Raw genomic sequence first — 15,637 nt, forward strand, 5'->3', positions numbered from 1 at the left:
GCCAATCATGTCCATGGTGATCACCTTGAATCCCCTGCTGAAATTCTCAGCAGGTCAGTGGAACACCCTGGTCAATTTTGGATTGGCACTTTGCGCTTTAGCTGGTCAAGATTGCGCTGGCACTAACAGCGTTTGCGAAAGGAGGTGTTGCGCTGCGTGCATGAGATGGCGCTGGAGCCACCGCTAGTTGGAGAGAGAGTTTGCTTTCGCAGGACCGCGCATGACCGCTTCGACTCCACCATCAGCTGGGCAGCGAGCTCGAAGACACTCGCGGCTGCGGCATTCCTAAACCAACCGCTAGTCATGGCCCTATCGAGAAACAGCAGACGGAGTCAGCTTGCAGTTGCGAGTTGCACGGGCACATGATCGCGCTGCTGCTTTATGCGGTTGGCTTCGTCGACGAAGACAAGCCTGGGAAGATGGTCAGTCACCTTCTCCTCTACCACCGTCCCGAAGGCGGCGATGATGATCAAGTCACCAACGGATGCCCGTCTGGCCGCCGATCCGTTGACCGAAATGATCCCGCTGCCGCGCTGGCCGCGGATCGCATACGTGACGAAACGCTCGCCATTGTTGATGTTCCAGATATGCACCTGTTCGTTTTCCACCATGTTGGCCGCGTCAAGAAGATCCTCATCGATTGCGCATGAGCCTTCGTAATGCAATTCGCAGTCTGTGACGGTAGCCCGGTGAATCTTCGACTTGAGCAAGGTACGGAACATGATGGAGAGTCCTTCGATATCAACTGAGGAAGAGCCGCAATCGTGAACGGCTCGCTACTGTATATGTCCGCTCATCGACGACAACATAGAACGATCGCATCAATGCATCTCGAACACACTCCGCTTCGAGAATCGACTGCGTATGCCGGCCTTCTTCACGGGGCCGAGGTGCGCGGCGGACCGTCCGACGCGCGAAGTATCAACTCCGGGTTCCATAGTTCCTGAAGCTCTTCGGCAGGCGTGCCGTTCAAGCGAGCAAGGAGCATCTCCACCATCCGCTTGCCGGCGCGGTGGGTCTCTGCGCTGAACGTCGTTAGCGCAGGGGACAGCAGGCGACCGATCGGATGGTCGTCCCCCCCGATCACCCCGATGTCTTTCCCCGGAACCCTGCCAGTCTCTGAAATGGCGCGCATGACGCCCATAGCCACGATGTCATGTCCACACACGATGGCGGTGGGCGGATCGGGCAGCTCGAAGAGACGACGGGCCGCATCGACGCCCCCCTCTTCAGAAGGCGCGGCTTCAAGGCAGAGCATCGGATCGATGGGAATTCCCGCCGCGCGAAGCGCTGCCTCGTAACCCACTCGCTGGTGGTGGCTGAACATCAGGAACTCGGGCGCGTGCACCAACGCAATCCGGCGATGGCCCAGCGCAATGAATCGCGCGCAACCAGCACGCCCGACGACGGTGTGGTCGATGTCCAAGTACGGAAAACCCTTCTGCGTGTCGCTCCGACCGAACGCCACAAAAGGAATATCGCGCTTCTGGAGGTACGCGATCCGCTCATCGTCTCGCCTAGTGCGGCCAAACAGCAATGCGTCCACGCGCTGGCGCTCGACCAGGCGCTTGAACACATCGATCTCCGTCTCGATGCTTCGTGCCGAGGCGATGATGACCTGGTAATTCGACCCGTCGAGTTGCTCGTCTACGCCCATCAGCATGTTCAGGAAGAACGGGTGCACGAACGAGGCCTGTGGGGCCGAGAGCACGAAGCCGATGGTGTCTGACGACTGGCGCCTCAGCCTGCGCCCGGCCGGGTCCGGCGAGAAGCCAAATCGGGCCGCAGCCGCAAGCACTCGCTCTCGTGTTGCCTGGCTCACGTCTTCCCGTCCGTTCATGGCCTTGGACACGGTACTGACCGAGAGCTTCAGCTTCGCTGCAAATTCGTGAATGTTCAATCTATGGTCCCTTGATTCAGGGCGTCATTGTCGCTGATAAGAGCAAGTATGCGAAACCGATTTCAGAGACGCCCTCCTCCCATTCTTGACATTTTCACGAAGGGTTTTTAACATTCACCGAAATCGTTTTCGAGATTTATTTTTCGGCCTGCGAAGGCTTCCAAGGACTGCGAATATGGAGTTTCATTTCTACGAGCCCTCTGCGGGGCACGGGCTTCGGCACAACCCGCTCAACTCCATCATCGCGCCGCGGCCCATTGGGTGGATCTCTACGAGGAACAAGGAGGGAGGTTTCAACCTCGCGCCCTACAGCTTCTTCAACACGTTCCACTACGACCCACCCATCCTCGGCTTCGCCAGCACCGGGTGGAAGGACACCGCGCAGAACGCGGTGGAGACGGGCGAGTTTGTGTGGAACCTGGTATCCGAAGACCTCGGAGAGCAGATGAACATGACGTCCCAACCAGTGGCTCGGGGAGTAGACGAGTTCAAGCTGGCAGGCCTGACGGCCATTGCGGCGACCAAGGTGAGTGCGCCGCGCGTCGCTGAAAGCCGGGCCTCGATGGAGTGCAAGGTGGTGGACGTGGTGCAGTTCCGAAACACGCGCGGAGAGCAGTTGCCTGGATGGCTGGTGCTTGGAGAGGTCGTTGGCGTCCACATCGACCAGGACCTGCTCAAGGATGGCGTCTACCAGACCGCGTTGGCTCGCCCGCTCATGCGATGCGGTGGGTTGAGCGACTACGCATTGCTGTCGCAGGAGTGGATGGTAGAGATCCACCGCGCGCCCGACGAAGCCCTTCGCGACTCGCACGGCAGTTAGCGGACAGACCTGCCGTCGCAGCACCCGCTGGAGACGGCGCGCCAGAAACGCCCGTCTCCATGACTCGCACACGCCGCTTTCGCCATGCCCCAGTTGATGGGGCACCGGCTGCGCGAACCGCGCCATTCACGGCAGAGCCTGATCGGCCAGTGGGCGTCTTTTGCCGCTGCTACTGGGCCAATTCATTGACATAAAGGAGACCTCCATGCAATCCGTTTTTCGCCTGCTCGCTCCATTGCTGATCTGGGCTTCGTTTGCCACGCCTATGGAAGCCGTGGCACAAACACCCGCCAAGACCAAGATCCGGGTTGCATCCGTCGTTTCGGCTGCATGGCTTCCGCTGTGGGTCGCCAAGGACAAAGGTCTGTTCGAGGCCCATGGCCTGGATGTCGAAATCACGACGGTGCAGAACGTCTCGACCGTCGTGGGCGCGCTGGGCCGGCAGTTCGAGGTGTCGGGCTGCACGCCCATCGACATCATCAAGGCGCGGCTCAAGAAGCTGGATGTCGTCGGCATCGCGGGCAACACGCAGGAGATGTCGGGCAACCAGCAGATGCGCCTACTGACCCGCGCGGACGGACCGGTCAAGCACATGGCCGACCTCAAGGGGCAGGTGGTCGCCACGCCCTCGCTCAACGGCGTGATCCACATTGCCACGCTGAACGCGCTGCGACAGCAGGGCATCGACACCAGCGACATCCGCTTCCAGGAGATGGCCTTCGCCAACATGGGCGACCAACTGGCGGTCGGGCGCGTCGCGGCGGCCGAGATCGTCGAGCCCTTTGCCTCTGCGCCGGGCAAGGTCGCCACGACCAGCCTGGGCAATCCGATGCTCTCGGTGGCGGACCCGGTGGTGCTGACCTGCTGGATGGCCAACGGCCAGTGGGCCAAGGACAACCGCGCGGCGGTGCGCGCCTGGCGCGCGGCGCTTGACGAGGCGAATCAATACATCCAGAAGAACGACAAGGCGTCGCGCGTGGTGCTCACGAAGTGGACACGCCTGCCCGACGAGATCGCCAACGCGGTGCGCCTGCCCGCCTACAGCACCCAGTTGGACGACGCGGCGATCGATACCTGGATCAAGGCGTCTCTGGCTGTAGGCGCTATCAACGAGAAGCTGACCGCGGTGGGCGCCAGCTTCGAGTGACGCAACGCAAAGAGACAACCCGAAGAGACAACGGCCCTCGGGCCAGAGAAACATGAATTCACCCGTATTCAGCTGCGAACGCGCAGAAGTCAAATTGGCATCGGCCACCGGCGACAAGACGATCCTCCAGGGCATCGACCTGCAAGTGGGCCGGCAGGAGTTTCTGTGCCTGGTGGGCGGATCGGGCACCGGAAAGACCACCCTGCTGCGCGCATTGGGCGGCTTCTGCGCGCCGACAAGCGGCGCCGTCCTATTCGAAGGCAAGGCGTTCCGCAGCCCGCCCGAAGGCGTCGTGACCGTGTTCCAGGACTACGGCAATGCCCTGCTGCCGTGGCGAACCGTGCGCGCTAACGTCGCGCTCGGCATCGAGGAAACAATCTCCGGCGCTGAGCTCGACCGGCGCATCGACACCGCGCTCGCGTTGGTGGGCCTGCAGAAGGCCGAACGGGAATACCCCGCGAAGCTTTCCGGGGGCATGCAACAGCGGCTCCAGATCGCGCGCGCTCTGGCATTGCAACCCAAGGTCCTGCTGATGGACGAGCCCTTCGGCGCGCTCGATGCCATGACGAAAGCAAAGCTGCAGGACGAGCTGCGCAACATCCAGGCAAGCACTGGCGCCACCATCGTCTTCATCACGCACGACGTGGACGAGGCCATCTATCTCGGCGATCGCGTCGTCCTGCTCGCGGGATCACCGGGAACGATCGCCTCGGAAATACGCCCGCCGCTTCCTGCGCGCCGCGACCAGATTTCCACCAAGGAGATGCCGGAATACCTGCACGCGCGGCACGAGTTGCTCGAGCGCTTGCACGGAGCCGCCCGATGACCGGCCACTCGCGCAATGCGCGCCAATGGCTGTTGCCCGTCGCGCTCCTCGGCGCCTGGCAACTCGCCGTCATGGCCAACGACGGGCTCAACGTGCTGCCCACGCCCATCGAGATCGGCCGCGCGCTCACCGACAGTCTCATCGACGGGCGCCTGGTCTCGGACGCCGCGCACACCTTCGCCGCGGCCCTCGCGAGCTGGGCGATCTGCCTGCTCATAGGGATACCGCTCGGCATGGCGCTGGGCACGTTCAGCACGCTTCGCACCATGCTGTCGCTGTTCATCGAACTGCTCAGGCCGCTGCCGGCGGTGGCGCTCATTCCACCCGCGGTGCTGGTCTTCGGCTTTTCATGGAAGACCGAGATCACCGTGACGGTGTTCGCCAGCATCTGGCCGCTCATCTCCAGCAGCAGGGCCGGCATCGAAGGGCTTCACGCAAGAATCTTCGAGGTGGCCGCCACACTGCACTTGAGCAAGTGGCACACGTTGCGCAGCGTCGTCACACCCGCAGCCTTCAGTCAGATTCTCGTGGGGGCGCGCCTCAGCTTCAGCCTCTGCCTGATCGTCAGCGTGGTCGCTGAAATGGTCGGCAATCCGGCCGGCCTCGGCTGGGGGCTGGTCAGCGCGCAGGAAGCGATGCGGGCGAGTGAGACCTTCGCGTATCTCTTCGCCATCGGCGTGCTGGGCGTCTGCGCGAATTTCTCCCTGGGCTTCGCCGTCCGGCGCCTGCTGCCCGGCCTGGCCCAGGCGAGCTGAAAGGAGCGAGCCCATGAACAAGATGTCTCGCATCCTCCTGAGCCTTGCCACGCCCGTCGCATTGCTGTGCCTTTGGCAAGCCGTGGGCGATCCCACCTCGCCCATCGCACCGCCGCCTCAGACCTGGCTCGCGAGCGCGCAGGCGATGCTCGCAGCAGGCGAGCTTCAACTCGCCGTGCTGGCCACGCTGAAGACCGTCGTGCTGTCCACCTTTATCGCCGGCGTGGTGGGCACAGCCATGGGCACGATCCTTGGCGCCCGGCCTGCCGTTTCCGAAGCGGTGGCGCCCACGCTCGAGTTCCTGCGGTCCGTGCCGCCGCCCACCATCGTTCCCGTGGCGATGCTGCTGATCGGCAGCGGCGCCGTGCTCGGTGCCACGGTCGTCTCGCTCGCGGCGGTCTGGCCGATCCTGCTCAATGTGCTGCAGGCCACGCGGTCCATCCATCCGACTCTCGTCAACACCGGCCATACGTTGCGGATCTCGGCCCGCAGCAAGGTGATGAACATCTACGCACCCAGCATCCTGCCCAGCGTGATCGCAGGGCTTCGCGTGGCGGTGCCGCTCGCAATCATCGTCGCGCTCCTAGTAGAGATGCTGGCCACGCGCCCGGGCGTCGGACGCATGTTGCTCTCCGCCCAGCGCGACTTCGACGCGCCCGCCGTCTTCGCTCTGTTATCCACCGTGGGCCTCATCGGCGTCGGAGTGAACTGGGCTCTCGAATGGCTGGAGTGCTGCGTCTCGAAGAAGTTGCCCAGCATCGGGCGCTGACGCTCCCTCATTCGTCCCTTCTTTTCTCGCTCAACGAACCATCCAGATGCCCATCGATTTCCAGATCATCGACCATGCCATTGCCCGCATCGTCATCAACCGTCCCCAGCAACACAACGCGCTGGATGTCGAGCACGACCGTGCGCTTGGGGACGCCTGGCAGCGCTTCAACGACGACCCACAACTGAAGGTCGCGATCCTGTCCGGCCAGGGAGGCCGTGCGTTCTGCACCGGCGCCGACATTCGCGACTACCTGCCCTACCGGCGCGGCCGCGCGGCCAGCCAGGAACCCACGTCGATCATCAGCTTCGGCGGACTGACTGGCGCTCAGGACGTCGCCAAGCCGACGATCGCGGCCATCGACGGATTCTGCGTGGCTGGCGGGCTGGAACTGGCGCTTGCCTGCGACATCCGCATCGCGACGCACGCATCGAGCTTCGGCCTTCCCGAAGCCAGGCTGGGCATTCTTCCCGGTGGCGGCGGCACGCAGCGGCTCGCCAAGGTGACGGGACTGGGTGTTGCGATGCGAATGATCCTTACGGGCGATACGTTCGACGCGTCCTTCGCGCTCAACCACGGCCTCGTGACCGAACTGGTGTCCAGCGAGGCGCTGGAAGAAGCCGCGCTGGCCATCGCCCGGCAGCTCGCCAAGAATGGACCGCTCGCCGTCGTTGCCGCGCGGCGTTCGGTACTTGCCAGCTATGGACTCTCCGTCGAGGAAGGCCTGCTCCAGGAATCGGCGCTGCAACGGCAACTGCTCCTGACCCGCGATGCACACGAGGGCGTCGCGGCCTTTTCCGAACGGCGGCCGCCGGCATATACGGGCAGCTGAACGGGACTGACGCCTCGCCCATTCCAGCCGCCTGACACTTCTTCGCCGGCCGATCCTTCCTGACTTCCCTTGGAATGTCAGGAAGGATGAAGTCAGTTGCCGCGTCTCAACTTCGCGACCTCGTTCGCGCTCACCGCTCCCGCGCCGTTGCTCCAGCCCGCTCGGATGAAGCTCAGCACATCGGCGATGTCCCGGTCGCTCAGCACGGCGGCGTACTTGGGCATCGGGTACGCCGCCGGAATACCTCGAATGACAAGATCCCCGGTGCCGTTCAACGTCACGTTGATGAGCGACGAGGGATTGCGCTCCAACACATTGGGATTGCCGGCGAGCGGCGCAAGCATCGGCGCGAAGCCGCGTCCATCGGCGCCGTGGCACTGCAGGCAATGCGTCGTGTAGATACGGGCGCCTGCGTTGCCGGCCGGCCGGCTGAGCGACACCATCGTCTTTTGCGCATCGTAGGCATAGGGCGGTGCGCCATTGCCACCCCGCGCCGGAAGCGTTTTCAGATAGGCGGCCATCGCGCCGAGGTCGGCATCGGTCATCGCCTGCGTGCTGTTGTTGACGACCTCCGTCATGGAGCCGAACGCGGTGGCATGCCGGTTCGCACCGGTCTTCAGGAAGCTCACGAGTTCCGGTCCGCTCCAGCGGCCCAGGCCGACGTTGTGCTCGCCCGTCAGGTTCGAGGCGAACCAGCCTTCTATCAACGCGCCGGAGAGAAACGTGCTGCCGCCTTCGTCGAGTGCCTTTTCCTGGAACGCGACACCGCGCGGTGTGTGGCACGAGCCGCAATGCCCCAGCCCCTGCACCAGGTAGGCGCCGCGATTCCACTCGGCATCCCTGCCGGGCTTGTCTTGGTACACGCCCTTATCGAGGAACATGAAGTTCCATACTTTCAGCGGCCAGCGGATGCTCAATGGCCACCGAATCTCGGACTTCTGATTCTCCCGGTTCACGGGTTCCACACCATGCATGAAGTAGGCGTAGAGCGCCTGCATGTCGCCGTCGTTGACTTTGGCGTACGACGGATACGGCATGGCCGGATACAGGTTGTGGCCGTCTCTTGCGATGCCTTCGCGCATCGCGCGAATGAATTCTTCCTGGGTGTAGCGGCCGATGCCGGTGTCCGGATCGGGAGTGATGTTGGTCGAGTAGATGCGCCCGACCGGCGTCGTCATGGGCAGGCCGCCGGCGAACGGCTTGCCCCGTGGTGCCGAGTGGCAGGCGATGCAATCGCCTGCCTTCGCAAGATAGGCTCCGCGCGAAACCAGCGCCTGGTCGGGCGCGGTAGCGGCATGCGCGGTCGTGGCGGGACCGCCCGATGCCAGTGAGAGCGCAAATCCCAGCGTGGCAACCGTCTTCGGTGCGTGGATCATCGACGGCCTCCACTCGCGTTTGATTTCAGTTGGTCGCCGATTGGCAAGGCGTGCAACCGCTTGCCGGTGGCCGCAAAGATCGCATTGGCGAGCGCCGGTTGCAACGCCGACGTGCCCGGCTCGCCGATGCCGCCAGGCGCTTCGCTGCTCTTCACGAGATGCACGTCGATGCCTGGCGTTTCATTGATGCGCAAGACCCGATAGTCGTTGAAGTTGCTCTGCTCGACGCGTCCATTCTTGAAGGTGATCTCGCCGTACAGCGCCGCCGTGAGGCCAAAGACGATGCCGCCTTGCATCTGGGCCTCGATCGTGTCGGGATTGACCGCCATGCCGCAATCGACTGCGCAGGTCACGTGATCCACGCGCACCTCACCGTCGTCCACGGTCACGTCGACAACCATCGCGAAGAAGCTGCCGAATGCGTGCATGAGGGACACGCCCCGGCCCTTGCCTTTGCCTTGTTGCGCGCCAGGCGTCCATTTCGCCGCGCGCGTGGCTTCGTTGAGCACGTTCAGTGCACGCGGCGACTTTCCGAGCAGGGCTTGGCGGTACTTCACCGGGTCCACTTTCGCGTGCGTCGCGAGTTCGTCGATGAAGGTCTCGACGACAAACGCGCTGCGCGTCGGGCCCACGCCGCGCCAGAACGCCGTGGGTATGCCCCGCGGCTCCTGGCGAACGTAGTCGACGAGCTGGTTGGGAAGGTCATAGGGCAACTCGGCCGCCACGGCCACGGCATCGGGGTCGACACCGTTCTTCATCATCGCGGCCGGTGCGTACCGCGCCAGGATCGAAGAACCGACGATGCGATGCTGCCAAGCCACTGGCATGCCGTTCGCGTCGAGGCCGGCAGAAATGCGGTCGTAGTAGTACGGCCGATACATGTCGTGCTGGATGTCTTCCTCGCGCGTCCACACGACCTTCACCGGCACATTCAACTGCCTTGCCACTTTCACGGCCTGCGTGACCATGTCGATTTCCAGGCGCCTGCCGAATCCGCCGCCCAGCAGATGGTTGTGGACAGTGATCTTCTCCGGCGGCAGCCCAGTGACCTTCGCCGCCGCATCGGCCACGCGGCCTGGCACCTGCGTGCCCACCCACACCTCGCAGCCGTCCGGCCGGACGTGCACCGTGCAGTTCACCGGCTCCATCGTCGCGTGCGCCAGAAACGGCTGGTGGTAGATCGCATCGATGCGCGTCTTCGCATTGGCAAAGGCTTTCTCGACATCGCCTTCCTTGCGCGCGACCGCGCCGTTGCGCTGCGACGCCTTCACGAGGTCGGTGACGATCGTCTCGGTCGAAACGTCGGCGCCTGCGCCCTCGTCCCATTGGATCTCGAGCGCCTGCAGACCGCGCCTGGCGGCCCACGTGTGCGCCCCGATCACGGCGACCCCGTTGTCGAAGCTGACGACCTGCTGCACGTCGGGAATTTTTCTTGTGTGCATGTCGTCGAATTTCGCCAGCCTGCCGCCGAACACCGGACAGGTAGCGATCGCCGCGTACACCATGCCGGGCAAACGCACATCCAGACCGAAGACCGCGGCACCATTCACCTTCTCCGGCGAGTCGAGGCGTTTCACGCGGGTGCCGATCAACTTGAAGTCCTTGGGGTCCTTAAGCCTGACATCCTGCGGCGGCTGTAGTCTGGCTGCGACATCGACCAGCTCACCGTAACCAATGCTGCGACTGGTCTGCGGATGCAAGACCCGCCCTTCCCGCGCCACGCAGCCCGAGGGATCGACCTTCCAGCGCTGTGCCGCGGCCGCGACAAGCAAGGTGCGCGTGCTCGCGCCGGCCTTTCGCATCGGCTCCCATGCGTAGCGGATCGAGGTGGAAGCGCCAGTGAGCTGCTCGGCGAGCATCGGATCGGCAAAGAGCTTCTCGTTCGGCGGCGCATGGGCGAGCGTGACGCTCGCAAGCGGCACCTCGAGCTCCTCGGCAAGGAGCATCGGAATCGACGTGTACACGCCTTGCCCCATCTCGACCTTCGGCATGACCAGCGTGACCTTGCCGCGGCGATCGATCTGGATGAAGGCGTTGGGGGCGAACACGCCTTCGCGCGGCATCTCGATGCCGTCGCCGCCGATCACCGACGTGCGCGCCTCGCCCTCACTGCGTGCCGGCACGCTGAAGCCGAACAACAAGCCACCGCCGGCGGCCGTGCCTACCGTGGCGACCAACCCGAGCAGACTGCGGCGCGACAGGCCCGCGCTCTGCCGCGCACCAGACGATTCGTGTAACGTGCTCATGTGCTCTTCGCGGCCTGCTTGATCGCGGCACGAATCCGGTTGTAGGTGCCGCATCGGCAGATGTTGCCGGCCATGGCGGCATCGATATCGGCATCGCTCGGCGCCGGATTGCTGGCGATCAGCGCTGCCGCCGACATCACCTGGCCCGACTGGCAGTAGCCGCATTGCACGACGTCCAGTGCGCGCCATGCGTCCTGGACTTTTTTGCCGATGGGCGTTGCGCCAACGCCTTCGATCGTGGTGATCTTTCGATCCGCAACCGCCGCCAGCGGCATCACGCAGGAGCGAGCCGCGACGCCGTCGAGATGCACGGTACAGGCGCCGCACTGAGCGATGCCGCAACCGAACTTGGTGCCTGTCAGGCCGACGAGATCACGAATTGCCCACAGCAGGGGCATATCGGGCGACGCGTCGACGTCGTGCTTCCGGCCGTTGATATCGAGTATTGGCATGGCTTTGGCAATCAGAAGGTCTTCGTGATGGCGAACGCGTGGCCGTTCATGGGCTCAGCGCAAAACGGTTCGCGCCGGTGAAGGGCGAGAGCCATTCCACCGCGCGGTCGGTATAGATCTCGACCTGCGGGGACGGCAGTCCCTCCAGGCTGTCGAGCGTGCCGGCCTTCACCAAGACCTGGCCGGGCATCATCGCCACCCAGGTAATCACCGGCGAGCCGCAGCTCCCGCAGAAATGCCGGTAGGAGAGCTGTCCGCTGTCGCCCCTGTCCTCGAAGAACTTGGTCTCGCCGCGTTGCTCATAGTCGGCTTCGGCGATGAAGAGGTTGAAGGAGAAGAGGCTGCCGCTTTGCCTCTGGCAGTGCCTGCAATGACATATGGCTGCGGCCTGCGGTTCGCCCTTCAGCACGTAGCGCACGGCGCCGCAGAGGCATCCGCCTTCGCGATGTTTCATGATTTTCTTTCTCTATCGAAAGCCGGGATATCGGCTTCCTTCTTGATGGGCTGCGCCGTCCGTTGCGGCGTTCAAGCCGCGCTGGCAACCCGGATCAGCTTGCGGTTCAGGAATTCACCGATGCCCACTTCCGCCAACTCCCGCCCGAAGCCGGCGTTCTTGACGCCGCCGAAAGGCAGCCCCGGCGAGTCGACGAAACAGGAGTTGATGTAGACCATGCCGGACTCGATGCGCGACGCCACCTGCTTGGCATGCTCGATGTCCGCGTCGAAGACGTAGCCGCCGAGCCCATAGCGGGTGGCGTTGGCCAGCTCGATCGCTTCTTCCTCGGTGTCCACGACATAGAAGGACAGCACCGGGCCGAAGGCCTCCTGCTGGTAGAGCGGGTTGTCAACGTCGATGTCCGTGACGATGGTCGGCTCGAGATAGAAGCCGGGGCGGTCGACGCGCTTGCCGCCGAAGACGATGCGCGCACCCGCGGCCTTCGCCTCGTCGATCTGTTTGAGCAACCCGTTCAGTGCGGTCTCGCTGACCAGCGGGCCGAGCACGGTCGCTTCGTCCGTCGGGTCGCCCACCTTGATTGCTGCGAACCGCTCATTCAGCGCCGCCAGCATCTGCGCGCCGCGCTCCTTGCCGACGACGATGACGCGCTTGATGTTGACGCAGCCCTGACCCGAGTTGAAGGTGCGCCCCATCACACACTGCTCGACCGCATGGTCAAGCGGCGCACCCTTCAGGATGAGCGCCGGGTCACTGCCGCCTAGCTCGAGCACCACCTTCTTGAGATTGCGCCCGGCCCGTTCGCCAACGGAGGCGCCCGCGCGTTCGCTGCCGGTCAGGGCGACGCCGCGAACGCGGAAGTCGTCGATCAGCTTCGCGGCCTGCTCCACGCTGCAAAAGAGGTTGGTGTAGACGCCTTCCGGCGCGCCGGCTTCCTCGAAGAGCCGCGCGAACGCAAGTGCGCAATGAGGCACGTTCGGCGCATGCTTCATGAGCACCACGTTGCCCGCGACGAGCTGCGGCGCGGCGACACGGGCCAGTTGGTAGTAGGGAAAGTTCCACGGCTCGATGGCGAAGAGCACGCCGATCGGCTCGGCCACCACCGTGGCGCCGGGCTCGTCAGGCAGCGGCTGCGGCGCAAGAAAGCGCTCCGCGTTCTTTGCGTAGTAGTCCAGGATGTCCGCAACGAGATCGACCTCCATGTAGCCAAAGCGAGTCACCTTGCCCATCTCGAGGGTGAGGTACTTGACGTATTCGTCGCGCTTCTCGCGCAGGATCTGTGCAGCGCGCGCGACGATCTTGGCGCGCTCGGCCACTGGTCTGAATTTCCAGTCTTCGCGATAGCGCCTGTCGGCGATCTCCAGCGCGGCGAACACCTGTTCGTCGGATTGCAGCGGAAATTCCTTGACGAACTCGCCCGTGGCCGGGTTGATGGTGCGAAAGCTCATTTTTCTGTTCCTTGTTCTTTGCGCTTGAAGCGCGGAGGGAGGGCTCCAGGGAGCCGAGATGTTGGGAAATTGGAGAAGCCGGGATGCCGTGCATTCACCTGTCTGGCCGCAGCACGACCTTGAAGCGCGCCTTGCCGCTCATGAGCCGCTCGTAAGCCTCGGCCGCGCGGGATAGCGGGTACTCCTCGATCATTGGTGCCACGCCCGCAAGGGCGCTGAAGGCCAGCGTCTCCTGCGAATCCGCGGCCGTGCCAGAGGGCCAGCCCTGGACCGAATTGCGCTGCATGACGAACTGCGGGATAGGCACTTCGACGGGCTCTTCGGACCATCCGACCATGACCATCTTTCCGTTCATGCCAAGGCCGCCGATTGCGGCGCTCATGGCCTTACCGCTGCTGGCCGTCGCGAGGATGAGTTGCGCGCCGCCGAGCGCTTGCAAGGCCTGCGCGACTTCCTGCGATTCGCTGTCGATGTAGTGGTGCGCGCCGAGTTGCTTGGCGAGCTCGGCCTTGGCCTCTCCGCGGTCGATCGCTGCAGTCACGAAGCCCATCTTCCGGGCGAACTGCAGGCCCAGATGGCCGAGACCACCGACCCCGAGGATTGCCACCAACTGACCCGCGCGGGCGCCGCTGTTACGCAAGGCGTTAAAGGTGGTGAGGCCTGCACAAAGCAGCGGTGCGGCATCGGCGTCCGACAGGTCATCAGGGATGCGTGCAAGGGCTTCTTGCGGTGCAACCATGTACTCTGCGTATCCGCCGTCGTAGCTGATGCCGGGAATGCGCAGACGCTCGCACCGTACGAAATCGCCATGCCTGCAGTTGTCACAGTGGCCGCAATGTCCGCCGTGCCAGCCCACGCCGACCCGCTGTCCTTTGAGCCATCCCTCGACGCCGGCGCCGAGCATGTCGATCACACCGGCGATTTCATGGCCCGGCACACGAGGCAGTTGGAGACCCGGCCAGGAACCATCCTTTGTGTGCGAGTCGCTGTGGCAGATGCCGCACGCCTGCACCTTGATCAACACATGGCCTTGGGGCGGCTTGGGGACTTCGCGCTCGACGAGTTCCAGGGGACCGCCTGCGGTTGCCACTTGCACCGCCCGCATTCTTCGCGTCATTTGGTTCACCATTTTGATCAATCCTCTACGAAAACGATTTCGTCAAAAATAGCACTAGACCACTGGAATCCAAACGTACATTCGATATATTTTTCGAAATCGTTTGATAGAAAACGACTTCTCGAAGATGACGAGTTTCCCGTAGCGGGAGTTTTTCAAGAACCCTGCAACGCCACGGCTTCTACTTCCACCTTGAGCCCATAGTGGAGTTGGCTGGTCGGTACCACCGCCCGACTGGGCTGGCTGTTTCCCGCCCACTCGGCGTAGATGCTGTTGAACTCGGGCCAGTTGTCCATACCGTCGATATAGACGCGAACCTGGACCTGGTTCGCGATGCCGCTGCCGCAAGCCTTCAGGACGGTCCCGACGTTCTCCAGGACCTGCCGGGCCTGAACCGAAAAACTCGCGTCCACGAGTTTTTCTCCCGCCGATGTGATGGGGAGTTGGCCGGAAACAAAGACGAATCCGTTGGCGACGGTTCCATGCGAGTAATGACCGCCGGGTTGCGCAAGGTCAGAAGGGTTGATCGGGGTTACCTTGTTGGCGCACATCTTCGAAGTCCTACAGTGCCTTGGTCAGTTCCGGCACGGCCGTGAACAGATCCGCTTCCAGTCCGTAGTCGGCGACGGAGAAGATAGGTGCCTCCGGGTCTTTGTTGATCGCCACGATCACCTTGGAATCCTTCATGCCGGCCAGATGCTGGATCGCACCGGAGATACCTGCAGCGATGTACAGCTGCGGTGCCACGACCTTGCCGGTCTGGCCCACCTGCAGGTCGTTCGCAGCGTAGCCCGCGTCCACCGCCGCACGGCTCGCGCCGATGGCCGCGCCCAGCTTGTCGGCCAGTGGCGTCATCACCTCGGTGAACTTCTCGCTGCTACCCAGTGCCCTTCCGCCGGAGACGATGATCTTGGCCGCGGTCAACTCGGGCCGGTCACTCTTAACGAGTTCGGCGCTCACGAAGGTGCTCTTGCCGCTCGCGGGCACGGGCGCGATCTGCTCGACGATGGCGCTGCCGCCCGAGGCCGCCGCCGGATCGAAGCCCGTGGTGCGCACGGTGATCACGCTCTTCTCAGTCAGGCTTTGCACCGTCGCGATGGCGTTGCCCGCGTAGATCAGGCGCTCGAAGGTGTCGGTGCTGATGACGCGGGTCGCTTCCGAGATCTGAGCCGCATCGAGCACCGCTGCGACGCGGGGCGCGATGTTCTTCCCGCTGGCCGTCGCAGGAAACAGGATGTGACTGTAGCCGCTGGCGAGTGCGACGACCTGCGCCTCGACGTTTTCGGCCAGGCCGTGCGCGAAGGCTTCGCTGTCGGCGTGCATCACCTTGGCCACGCCCACGATGCCCGCCGCGGCTTCGGCGGCATCGCCCGCGTTGTGCCCCGCGACGAGGATGTGCACGTCGCCGCCGCAAGCGAGCGCCGCGGTCACGGTATGGAAGGTGGCGCCCTTGAGGCTGGCGTTGTCGTGCTCGGCAATGACGAGAGCGGTCATG

16 protein-coding genes are annotated in these 15,637 nt (G+C 63.8%); 6 read left to right on the top strand and 10 right to left on the bottom strand.

The window, feature by feature from the left end; translation table 11 throughout:
- Positions 1 to 332: 332 nt before the first annotated feature.
- Complete coding sequence (panD, locus tag BMW87_RS29520; RefSeq protein WP_093081094.1) at positions 333 to 722, bottom strand: aspartate 1-decarboxylase; 390 nt, start codon at positions 720 to 722, stop codon at positions 333 to 335.
- A 155-nt stretch (positions 723 to 877) separates the two neighbouring features.
- Complete coding sequence (locus tag BMW87_RS29525) at positions 878 to 1,900, bottom strand: substrate-binding domain-containing protein (RefSeq protein ID WP_093081096.1); 1,023 nt, start codon at positions 1,898 to 1,900, stop codon at positions 878 to 880.
- Between the two features lie 175 nt (positions 1,901 to 2,075).
- Between BMW87_RS29525 and BMW87_RS29530 the strand changes: the two genes are divergently transcribed.
- From BMW87_RS29530 to BMW87_RS29555, 6 genes are all read left to right on the top strand, one after another.
- Positions 2,076 to 2,720 (top strand): flavin reductase family protein, encoded by a 645-nt coding sequence (locus tag BMW87_RS29530; protein WP_093081099.1) that lies wholly within the window; start codon positions 2,076 to 2,078, stop codon positions 2,718 to 2,720.
- A 205-nt stretch (positions 2,721 to 2,925) separates the two neighbouring features.
- Entirely contained in the window at positions 2,926 to 3,867 is a 942-nt protein-coding gene (locus BMW87_RS29535; protein WP_093081101.1) for an ABC transporter substrate-binding protein, read from the top strand.
- Between the two features lie 94 nt (positions 3,868 to 3,961).
- The gene (locus BMW87_RS29540; RefSeq protein ID WP_093081104.1) at positions 3,962 to 4,693 is read left to right on the top strand and encodes an ABC transporter ATP-binding protein; all 732 of its coding nucleotides are present in this window, start codon (positions 3,962 to 3,964) and stop codon (positions 4,691 to 4,693) included.
- The gene (locus tag BMW87_RS29545; protein WP_093081106.1) at positions 4,690 to 5,448 is read left to right on the top strand and encodes an ABC transporter permease; all 759 of its coding nucleotides are present in this window, start codon (positions 4,690 to 4,692) and stop codon (positions 5,446 to 5,448) included. The genes BMW87_RS29540 and BMW87_RS29545 overlap by 4 nt, the downstream gene beginning before the upstream one ends.
- Positions 5,449 to 5,461: 13 nt before the next feature.
- Positions 5,462 to 6,217 carry an ABC transporter permease gene (locus BMW87_RS29550; RefSeq protein WP_093081109.1) on the top strand — a complete coding sequence of 252 codons (756 nt, stop codon included), beginning with the start codon at positions 5,462 to 5,464 and terminating at the stop codon, positions 6,215 to 6,217.
- 46 nt (positions 6,218 to 6,263) lie between these two features.
- Positions 6,264 to 7,049, top strand: coding sequence for an enoyl-CoA hydratase/isomerase family protein (locus BMW87_RS29555; RefSeq protein ID WP_093081112.1), 786 nt, complete (start codon positions 6,264 to 6,266; stop codon positions 7,047 to 7,049).
- A gap of 92 nt (positions 7,050 to 7,141) precedes the next feature.
- On the opposite strand, the gene BMW87_RS29560 is transcribed toward BMW87_RS29555, so the two are convergent.
- The 8 genes from BMW87_RS29560 to BMW87_RS29595 form a co-directional block, all read right to left on the bottom strand.
- Entirely contained in the window at positions 7,142 to 8,425 is a 1,284-nt protein-coding gene (locus BMW87_RS29560) for a c-type cytochrome (RefSeq protein ID WP_093081114.1), read from the bottom strand.
- On the bottom strand, positions 8,422 to 10,671 hold the full coding sequence (locus tag BMW87_RS29565) for a xanthine dehydrogenase family protein molybdopterin-binding subunit (RefSeq protein ID WP_093081117.1): 2,250 nt from the start codon (positions 10,669 to 10,671) through the stop codon (positions 8,422 to 8,424). The genes BMW87_RS29560 and BMW87_RS29565 overlap by 4 nt, the downstream gene beginning before the upstream one ends.
- Positions 10,668 to 11,123, bottom strand: a complete 456-nt coding sequence (locus tag BMW87_RS29570) for a (2Fe-2S)-binding protein (protein ID WP_093081119.1) — start codon at positions 11,121 to 11,123, stop codon at positions 10,668 to 10,670. The genes BMW87_RS29565 and BMW87_RS29570 overlap by 4 nt, the downstream gene beginning before the upstream one ends.
- Positions 11,124 to 11,169: 46 nt before the next feature.
- Positions 11,170 to 11,577 (bottom strand): GFA family protein, encoded by a 408-nt coding sequence (locus BMW87_RS29575; protein ID WP_093081122.1) that lies wholly within the window; start codon positions 11,575 to 11,577, stop codon positions 11,170 to 11,172.
- 71 nt (positions 11,578 to 11,648) lie between these two features.
- Positions 11,649 to 13,025 carry an NAD-dependent succinate-semialdehyde dehydrogenase gene (locus BMW87_RS29580; protein ID WP_093081125.1) on the bottom strand — a complete coding sequence of 459 codons (1,377 nt, stop codon included), beginning with the start codon at positions 13,023 to 13,025 and terminating at the stop codon, positions 11,649 to 11,651.
- 94 nt (positions 13,026 to 13,119) lie between these two features.
- Entirely contained in the window at positions 13,120 to 14,154 is a 1,035-nt protein-coding gene (locus BMW87_RS29585) for an alcohol dehydrogenase (protein ID WP_256216971.1), read from the bottom strand.
- A 143-nt stretch (positions 14,155 to 14,297) separates the two neighbouring features.
- Positions 14,298 to 14,693, bottom strand: a complete 396-nt coding sequence (locus BMW87_RS29590; protein WP_093081130.1) for a RidA family protein — start codon at positions 14,691 to 14,693, stop codon at positions 14,298 to 14,300.
- Between the two features lie 10 nt (positions 14,694 to 14,703).
- On the bottom strand, positions 14,704 to 15,636 hold the full coding sequence (locus BMW87_RS29595; RefSeq protein WP_093081132.1) for an electron transfer flavoprotein subunit alpha/FixB family protein: 933 nt from the start codon (positions 15,634 to 15,636) through the stop codon (positions 14,704 to 14,706).
- Position 15,637: the final 1 nt, after the last annotated feature.

This window comes from Variovorax sp. OV084 (assembly GCF_900111625.1).
Taxonomy (GTDB): domain Bacteria; phylum Pseudomonadota; class Gammaproteobacteria; order Burkholderiales; family Burkholderiaceae_C; genus Variovorax.

Excerpts from the sequence above, each read along its gene's own strand:
- panD (WP_093081094.1), bottom strand. The coding sequence starts at position 722 with ATGTTCCGTACCTTGCTCAAGTCGAAGATTCACCGGGCTACCGTCACA.
- BMW87_RS29530 (WP_093081099.1), top strand. The coding sequence starts at position 2,076 with ATGGAGTTTCATTTCTACGAGCCCTCTGCGGGGCACGGGCTTCGGCAC.
- BMW87_RS29535 (WP_093081101.1), top strand. The coding sequence starts at position 2,926 with ATGCAATCCGTTTTTCGCCTGCTCGCTCCATTGCTGATCTGGGCTTCG.
- BMW87_RS29545 (WP_093081106.1), top strand. The coding sequence starts at position 4,690 with ATGACCGGCCACTCGCGCAATGCGCGCCAATGGCTGTTGCCCGTCGCG.
- BMW87_RS29550 (WP_093081109.1), top strand. The coding sequence starts at position 5,462 with ATGAACAAGATGTCTCGCATCCTCCTGAGCCTTGCCACGCCCGTCGCA.
- BMW87_RS29555 (WP_093081112.1), top strand. The coding sequence starts at position 6,264 with ATGCCCATCGATTTCCAGATCATCGACCATGCCATTGCCCGCATCGTC.
- BMW87_RS29560 (WP_093081114.1), bottom strand. The coding sequence starts at position 8,425 with ATGATCCACGCACCGAAGACGGTTGCCACGCTGGGATTTGCGCTCTCA.
- BMW87_RS29565 (WP_093081117.1), bottom strand. The coding sequence starts at position 10,671 with ATGAGCACGTTACACGAATCGTCTGGTGCGCGGCAGAGCGCGGGCCTG.
- BMW87_RS29570 (WP_093081119.1), bottom strand. The coding sequence starts at position 11,123 with ATGCCAATACTCGATATCAACGGCCGGAAGCACGACGTCGACGCGTCG.
- BMW87_RS29575 (WP_093081122.1), bottom strand. The coding sequence starts at position 11,577 with ATGAAACATCGCGAAGGCGGATGCCTCTGCGGCGCCGTGCGCTACGTG.
- BMW87_RS29580 (WP_093081125.1), bottom strand. The coding sequence starts at position 13,025 with ATGAGCTTTCGCACCATCAACCCGGCCACGGGCGAGTTCGTCAAGGAA.
- BMW87_RS29585 (WP_256216971.1), bottom strand. The coding sequence starts at position 14,154 with ATGGTGAACCAAATGACGCGAAGAATGCGGGCGGTGCAAGTGGCAACC.
- BMW87_RS29590 (WP_093081130.1), bottom strand. The coding sequence starts at position 14,693 with ATGTGCGCCAACAAGGTAACCCCGATCAACCCTTCTGACCTTGCGCAA.
- BMW87_RS29595 (WP_093081132.1), bottom strand. The coding sequence starts at position 15,636 with ATGACCGCTCTCGTCATTGCCGAGCACGACAACGCCAGCCTCAAGGGC.